General features: G+C 66.8%; 13 protein-coding genes. 7 read left to right on the top strand and 6 right to left on the bottom strand.

What is annotated here, in order from left to right; genetic code table 11:
* Positions 1 to 125 precede the first annotated feature (125 nt).
* The 5 genes from NA4_RS11185 to NA4_RS11165 all read left to right on the top strand — a co-directional run bounded on the left by NA4_RS11185 (position 126) and on the right by NA4_RS11165 (position 9,186).
* Positions 126 to 701, top strand: coding sequence for a chorismate mutase (locus tag NA4_RS11185; RefSeq protein WP_067468221.1), 576 nt, complete (start codon positions 126 to 128; stop codon positions 699 to 701).
* Positions 702 to 1,427: 726 nt separating this feature from the next.
* On the top strand, positions 1,428 to 6,080 hold the full coding sequence (gltB, locus tag NA4_RS11180; RefSeq protein WP_067468217.1) for a glutamate synthase large subunit: 4,653 nt from the start codon (positions 1,428 to 1,430) through the stop codon (positions 6,078 to 6,080).
* 56 nt (positions 6,081 to 6,136) lie between these two features.
* Positions 6,137 to 7,606, top strand: a complete 1,470-nt coding sequence (locus NA4_RS11175) for a glutamate synthase subunit beta (RefSeq protein ID WP_067468212.1) — start codon at positions 6,137 to 6,139, stop codon at positions 7,604 to 7,606.
* A gap of 322 nt (positions 7,607 to 7,928) precedes the next feature.
* The gene (locus NA4_RS11170; RefSeq protein ID WP_084496982.1) at positions 7,929 to 8,828 is read left to right on the top strand and encodes a cutinase family protein; all 900 of its coding nucleotides are present in this window, start codon (positions 7,929 to 7,931) and stop codon (positions 8,826 to 8,828) included.
* Between the two features lie 178 nt (positions 8,829 to 9,006).
* Positions 9,007 to 9,186, top strand: coding sequence for a hypothetical protein (locus NA4_RS11165; protein WP_157128945.1), 180 nt, complete (start codon positions 9,007 to 9,009; stop codon positions 9,184 to 9,186).
* Between the two features lie 99 nt (positions 9,187 to 9,285).
* Here the strand turns inward: NA4_RS11165 and NA4_RS11160 are convergent, their stop codons facing one another.
* The gene (locus tag NA4_RS11160; protein ID WP_067468206.1) at positions 9,286 to 9,903 is read right to left on the bottom strand and encodes a histidine phosphatase family protein; all 618 of its coding nucleotides are present in this window, start codon (positions 9,901 to 9,903) and stop codon (positions 9,286 to 9,288) included.
* Positions 9,904 to 9,983: 80 nt separating this feature from the next.
* Between NA4_RS11160 and NA4_RS11155 the strand changes: the two genes are divergently transcribed.
* Complete coding sequence (locus NA4_RS11155; protein WP_067468203.1) at positions 9,984 to 10,562, top strand: Uma2 family endonuclease; 579 nt, start codon at positions 9,984 to 9,986, stop codon at positions 10,560 to 10,562.
* 67 nt (positions 10,563 to 10,629) lie between these two features.
* On the opposite strand, the gene NA4_RS11150 is transcribed toward NA4_RS11155, so the two are convergent.
* Both NA4_RS11150 and lysX read right to left on the bottom strand, forming a co-directional pair.
* Positions 10,630 to 10,842 (bottom strand): hypothetical protein, encoded by a 213-nt coding sequence (locus tag NA4_RS11150; RefSeq protein ID WP_067468200.1) that lies wholly within the window; start codon positions 10,840 to 10,842, stop codon positions 10,630 to 10,632.
* 99 nt (positions 10,843 to 10,941) lie between these two features.
* Positions 10,942 to 14,265, bottom strand: coding sequence for a bifunctional lysylphosphatidylglycerol synthetase/lysine--tRNA ligase LysX (lysX, locus tag NA4_RS11145; protein ID WP_084496981.1), 3,324 nt, complete (start codon positions 14,263 to 14,265; stop codon positions 10,942 to 10,944).
* Between the two features lie 145 nt (positions 14,266 to 14,410).
* Between lysX and NA4_RS11140 the strand changes: the two genes are divergently transcribed.
* Positions 14,411 to 14,629: an RNA-binding S4 domain-containing protein gene (locus tag NA4_RS11140; protein ID WP_067468197.1), complete on the top strand. Its 219-nt coding sequence runs from the start codon at positions 14,411 to 14,413 to the stop codon at positions 14,627 to 14,629.
* 41 nt (positions 14,630 to 14,670) lie between these two features.
* On the opposite strand, the gene rraA is transcribed toward NA4_RS11140, so the two are convergent.
* From rraA to NA4_RS41355, 3 genes are all read right to left on the bottom strand, one after another.
* A complete protein-coding gene (rraA, locus tag NA4_RS11135; protein WP_174552926.1) occupies positions 14,671 to 15,192 on the bottom strand; it encodes a ribonuclease E activity regulator RraA in 522 nt (173 codons plus the stop codon).
* A gap of 88 nt (positions 15,193 to 15,280) precedes the next feature.
* The gene (locus NA4_RS11130; RefSeq protein WP_067468192.1) at positions 15,281 to 15,646 is read right to left on the bottom strand and encodes a DUF5313 family protein; all 366 of its coding nucleotides are present in this window, start codon (positions 15,644 to 15,646) and stop codon (positions 15,281 to 15,283) included.
* A 51-nt stretch (positions 15,647 to 15,697) separates the two neighbouring features.
* The coding region (locus tag NA4_RS41355) for a DUF5313 family protein (protein ID WP_245671270.1) at positions 15,698 to 16,065 on the bottom strand (368 nt) is incomplete at its 5' end.

The raw sequence follows: 16,065 nt of genomic DNA, 5'->3' as shown, positions 1-16,065 counted from the left end.
GCCGACTCAGCGAGCAGGGGAGGCCGGATGTGTCCAGGCTCACAGATCATCGAGCGCCGCCGGGACCGCCGTGGCTGAATACGCCTACCCTGGCGCAGTGGTGAGCGATCCCAGGAGGTCCCGGCATGCGTGGAGTCGTGGTGACGATATTCGCGGCGGCGCTGCTCATGTGGCCGGCTAGCGCGGGCGCGTCTCCGGCCGACGGATCGCTGGACCGGTTGGTCGCGCTGGTCGTCGAGCGGCTGGACACGGCCGACGCGGTGGCCGCGGCGAAGTGGGCGGCGGCAGGCGAGCGCGGCATCGAGCCGACCATCGACGATCCCGTCCGTGAGTCCGAGGTCTACGACGCGATGGCCCGCCTCGGCAATGGCCGTGAGCTGCCGGAGAACTGGGTACGGCAGGTGTTCTTCGGTCAGATCGAGGCGAACAAGACGGTGCAGCGCGGCCTGATCCTGCGGTGGCGCTTCGACCCGGCCGCGGCGCCGAGTGACCCCGCCGGTCTCGCGTCCGTGCGTCCGGTCATCGACCGGGTGAACGTCGAAATCCTCGACCAGTTGGCCGCCCACCGAGCCGAGCTGACCGCGCCGGATTGCGCGGAACGGTTGGCGCGCAGCGTCTTCGGTGTGTTCGTCACCGGCCGGATGGATGCCTTGCACCAAGCCGCGCTGGTCCGTGCCGCGATCGTGCTCTGCCCGGCCTGAACAGCCGCCGTGCCTACGCTCGGAAAGTGTGTCCAACAACACTCCACGTTATTTGCTGCGAATGTGCTGAACTCCACAGTGGGCAAAAGAGTCCGGACGGTCGGATCACATTCGCGGCTTGTCACGCCGGTGTAGGAAACATCTCAGCGGCTCGATCGCCGAGTTAGCCGCTGCCGCTTGGTTTTGTCCGGCCCGGTCCGGGGAAATCTTCTTCGACGCAGGTGAGGGCGGGTTCCCGGTGTTGCGCGGAGGTTTCGGGCCGGTGCTGCACGCCGGTTCTTCCCTGCTGGCACCCGGTGCCACGGGGATCGATCGCACCCTACTCGCTGCTTTACACTGGACGACGCGCACACGTGGAGGACCCAATGCAGAAGCCCAGCTAAACCCGGTTATTAGCGAAACCTAAGTTGGTTGGGCCCTGGACCTGACTTATCGTTTGCTCTTACGCCGAACACAGAATGTTCGGCAATCGCCCGCTCGGGCAGCCCCTAGCAGGTGCTCAGCGTAGCGGGCGAGACCCCGCTCGGAGGTAAGGATCTTGTTAGGGATCCGTTACCGAAGGGCACCCACTACGTCACAGAAGCGGGTGGAGACAACTGCAGACCTGACTGCACGCCGAAGACCATCAGCGCGGCTGGCTTCGGAACGTACGGGCGCAGTCTTGTACGGAGGCGTTCGACGAAAGGCTGTTTTTCTTCGAAGGCCGACTTTCTTGAAGGCAGAGGCATGACGCAACTTCCTGGCCACAGGTCACCTGGACCCATCGGTCTCTACGACCCGGCGAACGAGCACGACGCCTGCGGCGTCGCATTCGTCGTCGACATGCACGGCCGCCGCAGCCGTGACATCGTCGACAAGGCTATTACGGCTCTGTTGAACCTGGAGCACCGTGGTGCCGCCGGCGCCGAGCCCAACAGTGGTGACGGCGCGGGCATCCTGATCCAGGTTCCCGACCGCTTCTTCCGCGCCATCGTGGACTTCGAGTTGCCGCCGGAGGGCTCCTACGCCTCCGGTATCGCCTTCCTCCCGCAGGCCCGTCGCGAAGCCGCGCGCGCCGCCTACGGCGTGGAGAAGATCGTCAAGGAAGAGGGCCTCGAGGTCCTTGGCTGGCGCGAGGTCCCGATCGACGAGTCGTCGCTCGGCGCACTCTCGCGTGACGCCATGCCGACCTTCCGGCAGATCTTCATCGCCTCGCCGAAGAACGCTTCCGAACCGCTGTCGGGTATGGATCTGGAGCGTCGCGCCTACGTGGTGCGCAAGCGAGTCGAGCACGAACTCGGGTCGGCCGGTGCGGGTGAGGGCGCGGTCGGCAAGGAATCGGTCTACTTCCCGAGCCTGTCCGGGCAGACCTTCTGCTACAAGGGCATGTTCACCACGCCGCAGCTGCGCGCGTTCTACCTGGACCTGCAGGACTCCCGGGTGGAGAGCGCGCTGGGCATCGTGCACTCCCGCTTCTCCACCAACACCTTCCCGTCCTGGCCGCTGGCGCACCCGTTCCGCCGCGTCGCGCACAACGGTGAGATCAACACCGTCACCGGCAACGAGAACTGGATGCGCGCCCGTGAGGCGCTGCTGCGCAGCGACGTCTTCGGCACCGACTCCGCGGGCAAGAACCGGCTGGAGAAGATCTTCCCGGTCTGTACCCCGGGGGCAAGCGACACCGCCCGGTTCGACGAGGTGCTGGAACTGCTGCACCTCGGCGGCCGCAGCCTGCCGCACGCCGTGCTGATGATGATTCCCGAGGCATGGGAACGCAACGACAACATGGACCCGCAGCGGCGGGCCTTCTACGAGTACCACTCGATGCTGATGGAGCCGTGGGACGGCCCGGCGTCGGTGTGCTTCACCGACGGCACCGTCATCGGCGCCGTGCTCGACCGCAACGGCCTGCGCCCCAGCCGCATCTGGGTGACCGACGACGGCTTGGTCGTGATGGCCTCCGAGGTCGGCGTGCTCGACATCGACCCGTCCAAGGTGGTCAAGAAGGCGCGCCTGCAGCCGGGCCGCATGTTCCTGGTCGACACCGCCCAGGGCCGCATCGTCGGCGACGACGAGGTCAAGACCCAGCTCGCCGCCGAGCACCCGTACCAGGAGTGGCTCGACAAGGGCGTGTCCCGCCTCGCCGACCTGCCCGACCGTCCGCACGTGCACATGTCGCACGATCGCGTGCTGATCCGCCAGCAGATCTTCGGATACACCACCGAAGAGCTCAACCTGCTGATCTCGCCGATGGCCAGGACCGGCCTCGAAGCGCTCGGCTCGATGGGCACCGACACCCCGATCGCGGTGCTGTCCAGCCGTCCGCGCCTGCTGTTCGATTACTTCTCCCAGCTGTTCGCGCAGGTCACCAACCCGCCGCTGGACGCGATCCGGGAAGAGGTGGTGACCAGCCTCAAGCGCAATATCGGCCCGGAGGCCGACCTGCTGCACCCGGGACCGGAGTCGTGCAACCAGATCGCGCTCGAGCAGCCGATCCTGGACAACGACGAGCTGGCCAAGCTCGTGCACATCAACGACGACGGTTCGCACCCCGAGTTGCGCTCGGTGGTCGTGCGCGGTCTGTACCCGGTGAAGAAGGGCGGCAAGGGCCTGCGCAAGGCGCTCGAGGCGATCAACACCCAGGTGTCGGCCGCCATCGACGGCGGAGCGCGGATCATCGTGCTGTCCGACCGCGAGTCCAACGAGAAGCTGGCGCCGATCCCGTCGCTGCTGCTGACCTCCTCGGTGCACCACCACCTGGTGCGCGAACGTACCCGCACCATGGTCGGCCTTGTCGTGGAGGCCGGTGACGCCCGCGAGGTGCACCACATGGCCATGCTGGTCGGCTTCGGCGCCGCCGCGATCAACCCGTACATGGCCTTCGAGACCATCGAGGACATGCTCGAGCGCGGCGCGCTGGAGATGCCGGGCAGCACCGGCGACCTGGCCGCCGACTACCGCAAGGCGGTCGCGAACTACAACAAGGCGGCGGGCAAGGGCGTGCTGAAGGTGATGTCCAAGATGGGCATCTCCACCCTGGCCTCCTACAACGGCGCCCAGCTCTTCCAGGTGATCGGCCTGTCGCAGGAACTGGTGGACGAGTACTTCACCGGCCTGCGCTCGCACCTGGACGGCATCGGTCTGGACGAGATCGCCGACGAGGTCGCCCAGCGGCACCTGGTCGCGTTCCTGGAGAACCGCAACGAGCGTGCGCACCGCGAGCTCGAGGTCGGCGGTGAGTACCAGTGGCGGCGCGAAGGCGAATACCACCTGTTCAACCCGGACACGGTGTTCAAGCTGCAGCACGCAACCCGCTCCGGCCAGTACTCGATCTTCAAGGAGTACACCAAGCTGGTCGACGACCAGTCCGAGCGGCTCGCGTCGCTGCGCGGCCTGTTCAAGTTCAAGAACGATGCGCGCTCCCCGATCCCGATCGAGGAGGTCGAGCCCGCGTCGGAGATCGTGAAGCGGTTCTCCACCGGCGCGATGAGCTACGGCTCCATCTCGGCGGAGGCGCACGAGACCCTGGCGATCGCGATGAACCGCCTCGGCGGACGGTCGAACTCGGGTGAGGGCGGCGAGTCGCCGTCGCGCTTCGAGCCGGAGGAGAACGGCGACTGGCGGCGCAGCGCGATCAAGCAGGTGGCCTCCGGCCGCTTCGGCGTGACCGCGCACTACCTGACCAACTGCACCGACATCCAGATCAAGATGGCGCAGGGCGCGAAGCCCGGTGAGGGCGGCCAGCTGCCCGCGCACAAGGTGTACCCGTGGGTCGCCGAGGTACGGCACTCGACGCCGGGCGTCGGCCTGATCTCGCCGCCGCCGCACCACGACATCTACTCGATCGAGGATCTGGCGCAGCTGATCCATGACCTGAAGAACGCGAACCCGCAGGCGCGCATCCACGTGAAGCTGGTCGCCGAGCCGGGCGTCGGCACCGTCGCTGCTGGCGTCTCCAAGGCGCACGCGGACGTGGTGCTGATCTCCGGTCACGACGGCGGCACCGGCGCCTCGCCGCTGACCTCGCTCAAGCACGCGGGCGGTCCCTGGGAACTCGGCCTGGCCGAGACCCAGCAGACGTTGCTGCTCAACGGCCTGCGCGACCGCATCGTGGTGCAGGTCGACGGCCAGATGAAGACCGGTCGTGACGTGGTGATCGCCGCGCTGCTCGGCGCCGAGGAGTACGGCTTCGCCACCGCGCCGCTGGTGGTCTCGGGCTGCATCATGATGCGCGTCTGCCATCTGGACACCTGCCCGGTCGGCGTCGCGACGCAGAACCCGGTGCTGCGCGAACGCTTCACCGGCAAGCCGGAATTCGTCGAGAACTTCTTCCTGTTCATCGCCGAAGAGGTCAGGGAACTGCTGGCGCAGCTCGGCTTCCGAAGCCTGGACGAGGCCATCGGGCGCGTCGATCTGCTCGACACCTCGCGGGCCAAGCAGCACTGGAAGGCCAGCAAGCTGGACCTGTCGCCGATCCTCGACGACGTCGAGACGGCATTCATGTACCAGGACCGCCGCTGCACCAAAGCCCAGGACCACGGCCTGGACAAGGCGCTGGACCAGCAGCTGATCACGCAGAGCCGGGACGCACTGGAGCGCGGGCAGGCGGTGAAGTTCGAGACCAAGATCACGAACGTGAACCGCACCGTCGGCACCATGCTCGGCCACGAGGTGACCAAGCTCTACGGCGGCGCAGGCCTGCCCGACGACACCGTCGACATCACCTTCACCGGCTCGGCGGGCAACAGCTTCGGCGCCTTCGTGCCCGCAGGCATCACGCTGCGCGTGCAGGGTGACGCGAACGACTATGTCGGCAAGGGCCTTTCCGGCGGCCGCCTCGTGGTGCGCCCGTCGCTGAACGCGCCCGGCGAGTTCGTCGCGGAGCAGAACATCATCGCGGGCAACGTGATCCTGTTCGGCGCGACCAGCGGGCAGGTGTTCCTCAGCGGTGTGGTCGGCGAGCGGTTCGCCGTGCGCAACTCCGGCGCCACCGCGGTGGTCGAGGGCGTCGGCGACCACGGTTGTGAGTACATGACCGGTGGTCGTGTGGTCATCCTCGGCGAGACCGGCCGCAACTTCGGCGCCGGTATGTCCGGCGGCGTTGCGTTCGTCTTCGACCCGAACGGCACCTTCGCGTCCAAGCTCAACCCCGAGCAGGCCGACGCCGTCGAGCAGTTGGCCGGTGACGACTTCACCTGGCTGCACGACATCATCACCCAGCACCGTGACCAGACGGGTTCCCCGGTCGCCGATCGCATTCTGAGCGATTGGTCGCAGCAGGTGAACCACTTCGTCAAGGTCATGCCGCGGGAGTACAAGAAAGTTTTGCTCGCCATCTCCGAAGCTGAGAAGAGCGGCAAGGACGTGGACGAAGCGATTATGGAGGCCGCACGTGGCTGAGAAGGAAGTTTTAGCGATGACGTGGACGAAGCGCTGTGACCATTCGGGGGCCGCACGTGGCTGACCCCCAGGGTTTTCTGAAGCACACTTCTCGGGAACTGCCGAAGCGGCGACCGGTTCCGCTGCGCCTGATGGACTGGAAAGAGGTCTACCAGGAGAACTTCTCCCACCAGACCCTACGCACCCAGGCCAGCCGGTGCATGGACTGCGGTATCCCGTTCTGCCACAACGGCTGCCCGCTGGGGAACCTGATCCCCGAGTGGAACGACCTGGTCTACAAGGACCGCTGGCGGGAAGGCATCGACCGGCTGCACGCGACCAACAACTTCCCGGAGTTCACCGGGCGGTTGTGCCCGGCGCCGTGCGAGGCGTCCTGTGTGCTCGGCATCAACCAGGATCCGGTGACGATCAAGCAGGTCGAGGTCGAGATCATCGAGAACGCCTTCGACGAGGGCTGGGTGACCCCGGTCTACCCGACCCGCATCACCGGCAAGAAGATCGCCGTCGTCGGTTCCGGCCCGGCCGGCCTGGCCGCGGCGCAGCAGCTGACCCGCGCCGGTCACACCGTGACCGTGTTCGAGCGCGCCGACCGCATCGGCGGTCTGCTGCGCTACGGCATCCCGGAATTCAAGATGGAGAAGCGCTTCATCGACCGCCGTCTCGCGCAGATGGAGGCCGAGGGCACCATCTTCAAGACCGGCGTGAACGTGGGCGTGGACATCACCGCCGAGCAGTTGCGCGAGCAGTACGACGCGATCGTGCTCGCCGGTGGCGCCACCGTTGCCCGTGACCTGCCGATCCCCGGTCGCGACCTGGACGGCATCCACCAGGCGATGGATTTCCTGCCGTGGGCCAACCGGGTGCAGCTCGGCGACGACGTCACCGATGCCGACGGCCTGCCGCCCATCCACGCGAAGGACAAGAAGGTCGTCATCATCGGCGGTGGCGACACCGGCGCGGACTGCCTGGGCACCTCGCACCGGCAGGGCGCGGCCAGCGTGCACCAGTTCGAGATCATGCCGCGTCCGCCGGAGGAGCGGGCCGCCTCGACCCCGTGGCCGACCTACCCGCTGATGTACCGGGTTTCCTCGGCGCACGAGGAGGGCGGCGAGCGGGTGTTCTCGGTGAACACCGAGCGCTTCGTCGGCGCGGACGGCAAGGTGACCGGCTTGGAGGCGCACGAGGTCACGATGGTCAACGGCCGTTTCGAGAAGGTCGATGGCACCGACTTCACGCTAGAGGCCGACCTGGTGCTGCTGGCCATGGGCTTCGTCGGTCCCGAGAAGCCGGGCCTGCTGAACGATCTCGGCGTCGGCTACGACCAGCGCGGCAACGTGCAGCGCGACAAGAACTGGGCGACCAACGTTCCCGGCGTCTTCGTCGCGGGTGACATGGGCCGTGGTCAGTCGCTCATCGTCTGGGCCATCGCCGAAGGCCGCGCCGCGGCCGCCGGTGTCGACCGGTACCTGGAAGGCGAGACCGCCCTCCCGGCGCCGATCACCCCCACCATGGTGGCTCAGCGCTAGACCCTCTCTTACCGGAGCGGAAACGAAGGCGCCTGTGGACAACTCGTCCACAGGCGCCTTTTCGCGATCGATGCGCGACCGCTCACCCATCGCTGACTGTCGGAAATCCGACACACTCCGGGTTTCGAATGGCATTGCGGCGGTTGTGCCCTTATTGTGATCTTCGGCGTGTGGCTGATCTTGACATGTCGTTGGACGGTGCAGGTCGAACCGGCTGAGTGACTTGTGTTCACTTGGCGTGCACTGGAACGACATCCGATGGGTTCAGCATTGACGCGGCAACTCGGCGGGAAGTTCGACGAGGGCAAGGGTTTGGAGCGGTATGCAGTGGAAGAAGGTCGTCGCGGCTCTGGGCGCGTCCGCGACGGTGATGTCCGGCTTGGTTTTCGGCAGTGGATCGGCGAGCGCGGCCCCCGGCTGCCCGAGCCTGTATGTGGTGGCGATACCGGGTACCTGGGAGACCGGGCACGACAAGACGCCGCAGCCGGGCATGTTGTCCGGCGTCACCCGAGGTCTGCCGTCCTCCGCGGAGGTCGACTACGTGACCTATGCCGCCACCGCCTTCCCTTGGGAAGGTGAGGTTTACGGCAACTCGAAGAAAGAGGCGGTCGACAACGCGCGCGGGCTGATCGCGGGCATGGCGCAGCGCTGCGGCGCGACCAAGATCGCGATCGTCGGCTACAGCCAGGGCGCGGACGCGGCCGGTGACGTCGCCGCGGAGATCGGCACCGGGCTCGGTGTCGTGTCGCCCGACCGCGTCGCAGGTGTCGGCCTGATCTCCGACCCACGTCGTTCGCCCACCGACATCCAGGTCGGCCCGTTCGCTCCCGGAGCCGGCGCGGGCGGCCCCCGGGTCGGCGGCTTCGGCTGGGTCAGCGATCGCACGCGCACCATCTGCGCCGTCGACGACCTCTACTGCGCAACCGCGAGCGACGACTTCGTCACACGGTTCGCCGGATTCCTCGCCCAGGCGTCGGACGCCAACCCCGCCAACCTCTGGCGCTACCAGATCGAGGCGGGCAACATCATCGGCGATCTGATGGCGCTCGGCGGTGTCCCGACCCTGCAGTCGCAGCTGACCGACTCGGCCAACCAGCAGCGGGCCAAGGATCTCGAGCGCTTCTACAAGTCGCAGGCGCACACGGTGTACGGCAGCTACCAGGTAGGCGGCGGCCAGACCGCCATCTCCTGGATGCGCAACTGGATCGCGGGCATGGCCTGAGCCATCGCGGAAACCACAAGGCCCACCTCCGGATATGGAGGTGGGCCTTCGGTTTTCCCGGGCGGCCGGGCTAGCTCGACCCGGTCGGCGGCAAGTTCTGCTGGAAGTGGAACTGCCGCGGCGGTGCATCGCGCCACGGGTGGTCACCCGGCCCGGGGCACGGGCCGTCGTGCCTTTCATGTCTTTCGAAGTGACGGGGCCGATTGATATCGGCACCCTGCTCTGGTTCGTCCACGACTTGTACGTGGACCCCGTCGGCCGGTCCGGCCGGTGCTTCGGCGGATGCCGTCCCGGCGAGAGCAGCGAGCGGGAGGGCGATCAGCGCGCCCGCTACGGTCACCCGAGCGAGACGCCGTAGCGGCGTAGCGGTTTTGGAGATTGAGTAGCTCACCGGTCCCATTGAAGATTCCGTCGCTGGGACGCCGGTGCGATGGTCCTGGCAATCGGCTGTGAAGCGTCAGGGTCGCGGAGCGACGTTGCGCGGCAAGAGATCCCACACGTGCCCGTTCTCGTTGACCGTTGCCGCTGTACGCCGTCCGCTGCGGGAGAAGAGGATCCGGGTGATCGAGCAGTAGTCGATGGGGAACGTCAGTGGCCGTTCCAGTCCGAGGATCTCTTGCAGCGTCACATTGATCACCCCGCCGTGCGCGAACACGATGACGGTGTCCTCTGGCCCCGCACCGGCGACAATGTCTTCGACGGCGGCGCGCACTCTGGCTTTGAAGGCATCGCCATCGACCTGCAACGGGAAGTCCCCGGCTTTGATCCGCTCGTACGCGTCCCGGAATTCGACCTTCGCGTCTTCGATCGGGATATAGGCGGGCAGATCGCGATCGTATTCGGCGAGGTCGTCGACGATCTCCACGTCGAGACCGAGTTTCGCGGCGGTCGGCGCCGCCGTTTCCCGCGCCCTGCGTTGCGGACTGCTCACCACGCGGGAGATCCGATGATGCCCGAGCGCTGCAGGCACCCGCTCGGACTGCTCCAGTCCCTGCGGGGACAACTCCGGATCCGCGGGTCCTGCGGAGTTCGATATCCGGACCGGCTGAGCATGGCGAACGAGGATCAACTGCACACGCCCACTCTGCCCGATGCCCTGCAACCGGTTGCATCCGGACCCTGCGGCAGGCCACACGCGGGTGACATACTCGAAGCATGACCGTCGAGCCGTTTCCGCAGTGGCTGCGTCCGCCGCCGGGCGGGTTCGTTGCCGAGGATCTTGATCGCCTGCCCGACCTTCCCCCGCACACCGAGTTGATCGACGGGAGCCTCGTCTTCGTGAGCCCGCAGGCCAAGTTCCACATTCTGGTCATCGATCTGCTCAACTTCGCGCTTCGTCGGCTCGCCCCAGCGCATCTGCGGGTGCGACGGGAAATGACCGTGACGCTCGAGCGGAACCAGCGTCCTGAACCGGACGTGGTCGTGGTCCACGCTGAGCGCGACGGCGGTCCCGGGCTGACCTCATACCAGGCCGATGACGTCATATTGGCGGTCGAGGTAGTGTCCACCGAATCACGTACCCGTGACCGGGAGCGCAAACCACAGCTGTACGCCCGCGCAGAAATCGCTCACTTCTGGCGGGTCGAGAATGCGGATGGCCGCCCAGTGGTCTATGTCTACGAACTGGACCCGGCAACCAAGGCGTACGCGCTCACCGGAATTCACCACGATCGCCTGAAGCTGACCGTGCCGTTCGATATCGACATCGACCTCACCGAGATCGACCGGCTCTGAGTCGGGCTACCCGGCACGAACAACGGCCCGGTTCGCCGCACGCGAGCCGGGCCGTCGAAGCCTGCCGTCAGGTGTTCTTCTTCCGCTTGGTCAGCAGGTAGATACCGACGACGATCAACGCCACGACCAACAGGCAGCAGATGGCGCCGACGATCAGACCGCCCCTGCTGCTCTTCTTCTTTTTGGCGGCGAGTTCCGTCGCCGAACCCATCCACACGTCCGGGCTCGCCCACACGGAGTGGTCCAGCAGACTTGCGTTGGCCAGCAGGTCAAGGTACATATCAAACCCCTTACGGTGTATCGGCCTCCTCCCGGAGCCGAATTTCCAAGCGTAGCCGCCCGATTCGCTGGATGAGAACCGATCGCCGGGAAGACGCGCTCAGCGTGGTTTCACCAGTGGGAAAGCCAGCGTCTCACGAATGCTTCGTCCGGTGATCAGCATGACGATCCGGTCCACACCCATCCCGAGCCCGCCGGTCGGCGGCATCGCGTGTTCGAGCGCCTGCAGGAAGTCCTCGTCGAGCTCCATCGCCTCCGGGTCGCCGCCCGCCGCGAGCAGCGACTGCTCGGTGAGCCTGCGCCGCTGCTCCACCGGATCGGTGAGTTCGCTATACGCGGTGCCGAGCTCGACGCCCCACGCGACCAGGTCCCAGCGCTCGGTGACGCCGGGGAGGCTGCGATGCTGCCTGGTGAGCGGGGACACCGAGGTCGGGAAGTCGATGTAGAACGTCGGTTCCTCGGTGCGGGACTCGACCAGGTGCTCATACATCTCCAGCACCACTTGGCCCGCGTCCCAGCCGTGCTGATAGGGCACGTCGACCTTGTCGCACAGCTCGCGCAGTTCCTCGACCCCGGTCTCCGGCGTGATCGCGGTGCCGATCGCCTCGGACACCGCTGTGTGCACCGTCATCACCCGCCACTCGCCGGAGATGTCCACCTCCTCGAACGCGCCGTTCCCGGTGGGCCGCAACGCCGCCATCGCACCGTTCGCCGCGATCGCGGCGTTCTGGATCAGCCGACGGCACAGGTGCATCATCCGCTCGTAATCGCTGTGCGCCTCGTACGCCTCCAGGATGGTGAACTCGGGATTGTGACTGAAGTCGACGCCCTCGTTGCGGAAGGTCCGTCCGATCTCGAACACCTTCTCCATACCGCCGACGCACAAACGCTTCAGGTACAGCTCGGGCGCGATACGGAGGTAGAGGTCGAGGTCGTAGGCGTTGATGTGGGTGTCGAACGGCGTCGCGTTGGCGCCGCCGTGCACTCGTTGCAGGATCGGTGTCTCCATCTCCAGGAATCCCCAGGAGTTCAACGAATCCCGCAGCGAGCGCACCACCGCGCTGCGTTTGGCCAGCACCTCGCGCGTCTCGGTGTTGATCGCCATGTCGACGTAGCGCTGCCGCACCCTGGCCTCGGGATCGGACAGGCCTTTCCATTTTTCCGGCAACGGGTGCAGGCACTTGCCCAGCATCCGCCAGTCCGCCGCGAGCAGCGACAGCTCACCACGCCTGCTCTGCCCGATCTGGCCGCTCACCTCGATCAGGTCGCCGAGGTCGAAGAACTCGCCGAACTCGGCGCTGCGTTCGGCGCCGACCCGGTCGCGATCGATCATCAATTGGATGTCGTCGGTCCAGTCCCGCACCACCGCGAAGATCACGCCGCCGTAGTCGCGAATGCGCAGCAGCCTGCCGCAGACCCGGACCGTGGTGCCGCGCGGGGAACGCCGCGCCTCGGCGACGGTGTGCGTCGGCGGGTAGGCGACCGGGTAGGGATCGATGCCGGAATCGACAAGGCGGGCAAGCTTGTCCATGCGCACGCGAACCTGCTCGGGCCTGCGCGGAAGCTCCTCCCCGCCCGGCACCTGCGCAATCTCCGGTGCGCTGCCGTCGGCGTGCAGGCCCGTCATCGTCGCGGGCACCGCGGTGTGCTCGCCGGTGTGCGTCATCGTGCCGGGCTCCTTGCCGAGCCGTGGGAGGAAACCCTCGGCCAGCGCGCTGGCCACCGCGACGCGCGGCAAATGCCTGTGCTCTTCGAACACGAAGAACCGGGGAGCCCAATGCGGCTGGTACTTGACGTTCGAGCGATACAGCGCCTCCAGCTGCCACCAGCGCGAGAAGAACAACAGCACGCCGCGCCACAAGCGCAGCACGGGACCGGCGCCGATCCGGCCGCCCTCCTCGAACACCGAGCGGAACACCGCGAAGTTCAACGACACCTTGGTGACGGCGAACTGATCGGAGTTCAGCGCGAGCTGCGAGATCATCAGCTCCATCACGCCATTGGGGCCCTGGGGGTCGCGGCGCATCAACTCCAGGGAGACACCGGTGCGTCCCCAGGGGACCAGCGACAGCATGCCGAGCACCCGGCCCTGCGGATCGACCGCCTCGACCAGCAGGCAATCGCCGTCCAACGGATCACCCAATCGGCCGAGGGCCATGGAGAACCCACGCTCGGTCTCGGTGTCGCGCCAGCTGTCCGCGCGGGTGATGATCTGGGGGAACTCCTCGGCGGGGATATCGCGGTGCCGGCGAATGCGCACCCCCACGCCATGCTTGCGCAGCCGGTTCGCGGCCTGGCGCACCGGCTTCATCTCCGGCCCTGCCAGCGAGAAACTCCTGGTGTCCACAATGGCCTCGTCGCCGAGACGCAGCACGGACAGGCCGGCGCGCCGATACGCGGTCGCGCCGAGTTCGCTCGCGCCCATCACCGCGGGTGCCCACCCGAAGCGGTCGGCCAAGCGCAGCCAGGCATCGATCGCCTGTGGCCAGGCCTCGCGGATGCCGATCGGGTCGCCGCTGGCCAGGCACACGCCCAGCTCCACCCGGTAGGTCACGGCCGCCTTGCCGCTCGGTGCGAACACCACCGCCTTGTCCCGGCGGGTGGCGAAGTAGCCGAGCGAATCCTCCACGTCCGAGCGTTCCAGCAGCCCGCGGATCGCCGACTCGTCGGTCCCGGTCATCGCGTTGGCCGCGCGCTGGGAACGCAGCAGGATGATCACGGCGGCGAGCAGCGCGACGGCGCCGAACAGGCCGAGCAGGAAGTTGACGAACGGCCGCGGATGGCCGTCGAAGTGCTCGTTTTCCGCCAGTACCGCCGCGGTCACCCGGTACAGCGCCCAGGCGGGTCGCTGCACGCCCGGCGGCAGGGTGCCGGGGAACAACTCCACCAGGCCCCAGCCGAGCAGCGCACCGGCGGCCAAGCCGCCGACCAGCACACCGAGCGCCTTCCAGCCCGCGCCGCGGCGCACTTTGGTGTAGAACTCCGGCCACGCCGCGATGAGCACGCCGATCACCGCGAGATGCAGCACCATAGCCACCAGCGCGTGGATATTGCCCTGCTCGGTGAAGATGAGGATATTTCCGACCGTGTAGCTCGCGAGATAAGCGACGAGCAACCACCAGGCGATTCGTTTCCGGCTGGCGACCGCGCCCGCCAGCAATCCGACGATCAGCGCCCACATCAAATTGGTGTCCGGCGCGTCGAAGTAATAGTCGTCGATGTAGCGGCGCGGCACCTGGGTCAGGAAACGAAGTCCCGGGGAAAGGCTCCAGAGAAAACACAGCACGGCGAACACACCGAGGGTCGATCCCGCGATATGCGGCACTTCCGAAAGTCGTCCGTGCCCACGGTGCGGGACCGGCGGGGCCGGTCTGTCCGGGGGCGGTTCGGTATCGATGTGTTGCGGGGCTTGCGTGGACGTCACGGAACCAGTGTGTACGCAGCTGTGTCAGATTTGCCACGCCTGTGGCGCGGCGTGTCAGTGCTCGTAAGTCGGCGGTTGCTCATAAGTCGCTGGAGGTGCGGGGCGCTGTCCGGTGAGTGGGGATGGCGGAGTAAGTATTTATCTCATGTCAGAACCAGTCGATGTGCCGATCGATGACGACGTCATTCGGCTCGGTCAGTTTCTGAAACTGGCCAACCTGATCGAATCCGGTTCGGAGGCAAAGATCGTGATCGCCGCCGGATTGGTGCGAGTGAACGACGAGGTCGAGCTACGTCGCGGACGGCAATTGCACGTCGGTGACGTGGTCGCCCTCGCCGGTCACAGGGCCAGGGTGTCGGCCTGACCGCGACCTGGACAGCGGCGGTCTGCTACGCGACCGCCGATTCAGTCTTCGGCGCGCACGACAACGCCGTCGTGGTCGCTGTAGAGCATCTCGCCGGGGACGAAGGTGACCCCGCCGAATTCGACCGGCACATCGCGCTCACCGCTGCCGGTCTGGGTGCTCTTGCGCGGGTTGGTGCCCAGCGCCTTGATGCCGATGCCGAGGGTGCGCAGGATGGCGGAGTCGCGGACCGCGCCGTTCACGATGACGCCCGCCCAGCCGTTGTCGACACCGCGTCCGGCGATGATGTCGCCGACCAGCGCGGTGTGCACGCTCGCACCGCCGTCGACCACCAGCACTTTGCCTTCGCCCGGTTCGCCGAGCGTCTGCTTCACCAGCAGATTGTCCTGGAAGCAGCGGATGGTGGTGATGCGTCCGGAAAACGCCGCGCGCCCGCCGAACTGAAGGAACTGCGTGTCGCAGCTGCGGATCTCCGGGCCGATCTCATCGGCCAGGTCGGCAGTGGCGATTACATTCTGCGATTCGGTCACTGTAGCTATTTTGCCGCGCCCGCGACGCGGCATGTTCGCGGGGTGTGTTCGTTTCGGACGTAGAGCGCTGCCGTGCGTGGCTACTCAGTGCACGTACGTCTCGGCTTGCGTCCGCGGGCCGCTATCGGTGGCCGTAGCGCAGTTCGTATAGATCCCGCTCGTGTTCGGTGACCTTGCCGTGATCGACCAATTCCGGATTCAGGCCGTGCTGGACCAGGCGGAATCGGCGCCAGACGTAGCTGAGCGCGACCGTGAAGACGACCAGCGGCACGATCATCATCACGATCAAGCCGATCTTGAGGGGTAGCGGCCCCGGGAACAGCAGCACCAAGGCGAAGAACGGGATGGCAGGCCCGAGAAACCGGACGAGATATCGCTCCATGGCCCCGTGTCCGACGAGGTCGTGAATGACCCACTCGTGCAGCTCCTCGGGGAGTTCGCGGCCGAGATCGTAGGCGATCCGCTGCCTTATCGTGGGGGTTTTCATGCATCCAGGCTATGCCTGTGGTATAAGTCACCGCTAGTTTGTGGACCCGGCTCAGGCTCGGCCATGTCTGCGTTCGTAGTCGAGGCGTTCGCGTTCGGCCCGGCGGCGGGCGTCGGCGTCCGCGAGAGCAGGGTCGAGACCATGCTTGATCAGCCGGTGCCGCCGGTAGACGTACAGCAGCGCCACCGTGAAATAGATCAGCGGCAGATACAGCAGCGCCATCATCGCCAAGCCCATCCAGAGCGGACCCGGCAACAGCAGGAACAGCATGAGCACCGGGAGCACCGGCACCAGGAACCGCACCAGGTAGCGCCGCGTCGCACCGGGACCGACCAGGTCCGCACGCACCCAATCGGACATCGAGTCCGGCAGTGTGCGGCCGCAGACATAGCCGATCCGCTGGGTGAAGGAGGGTGTCG

This window comes from Nocardia amamiensis NBRC 102102 (assembly GCF_001612745.1).
GTDB lineage: Bacteria > Actinomycetota > Actinomycetes > Mycobacteriales > Mycobacteriaceae > Nocardia > Nocardia amamiensis.
Note: the sequence above shows the minus strand (reverse complement) of the source record. Positions and strands in the feature narration are given on the sequence as shown.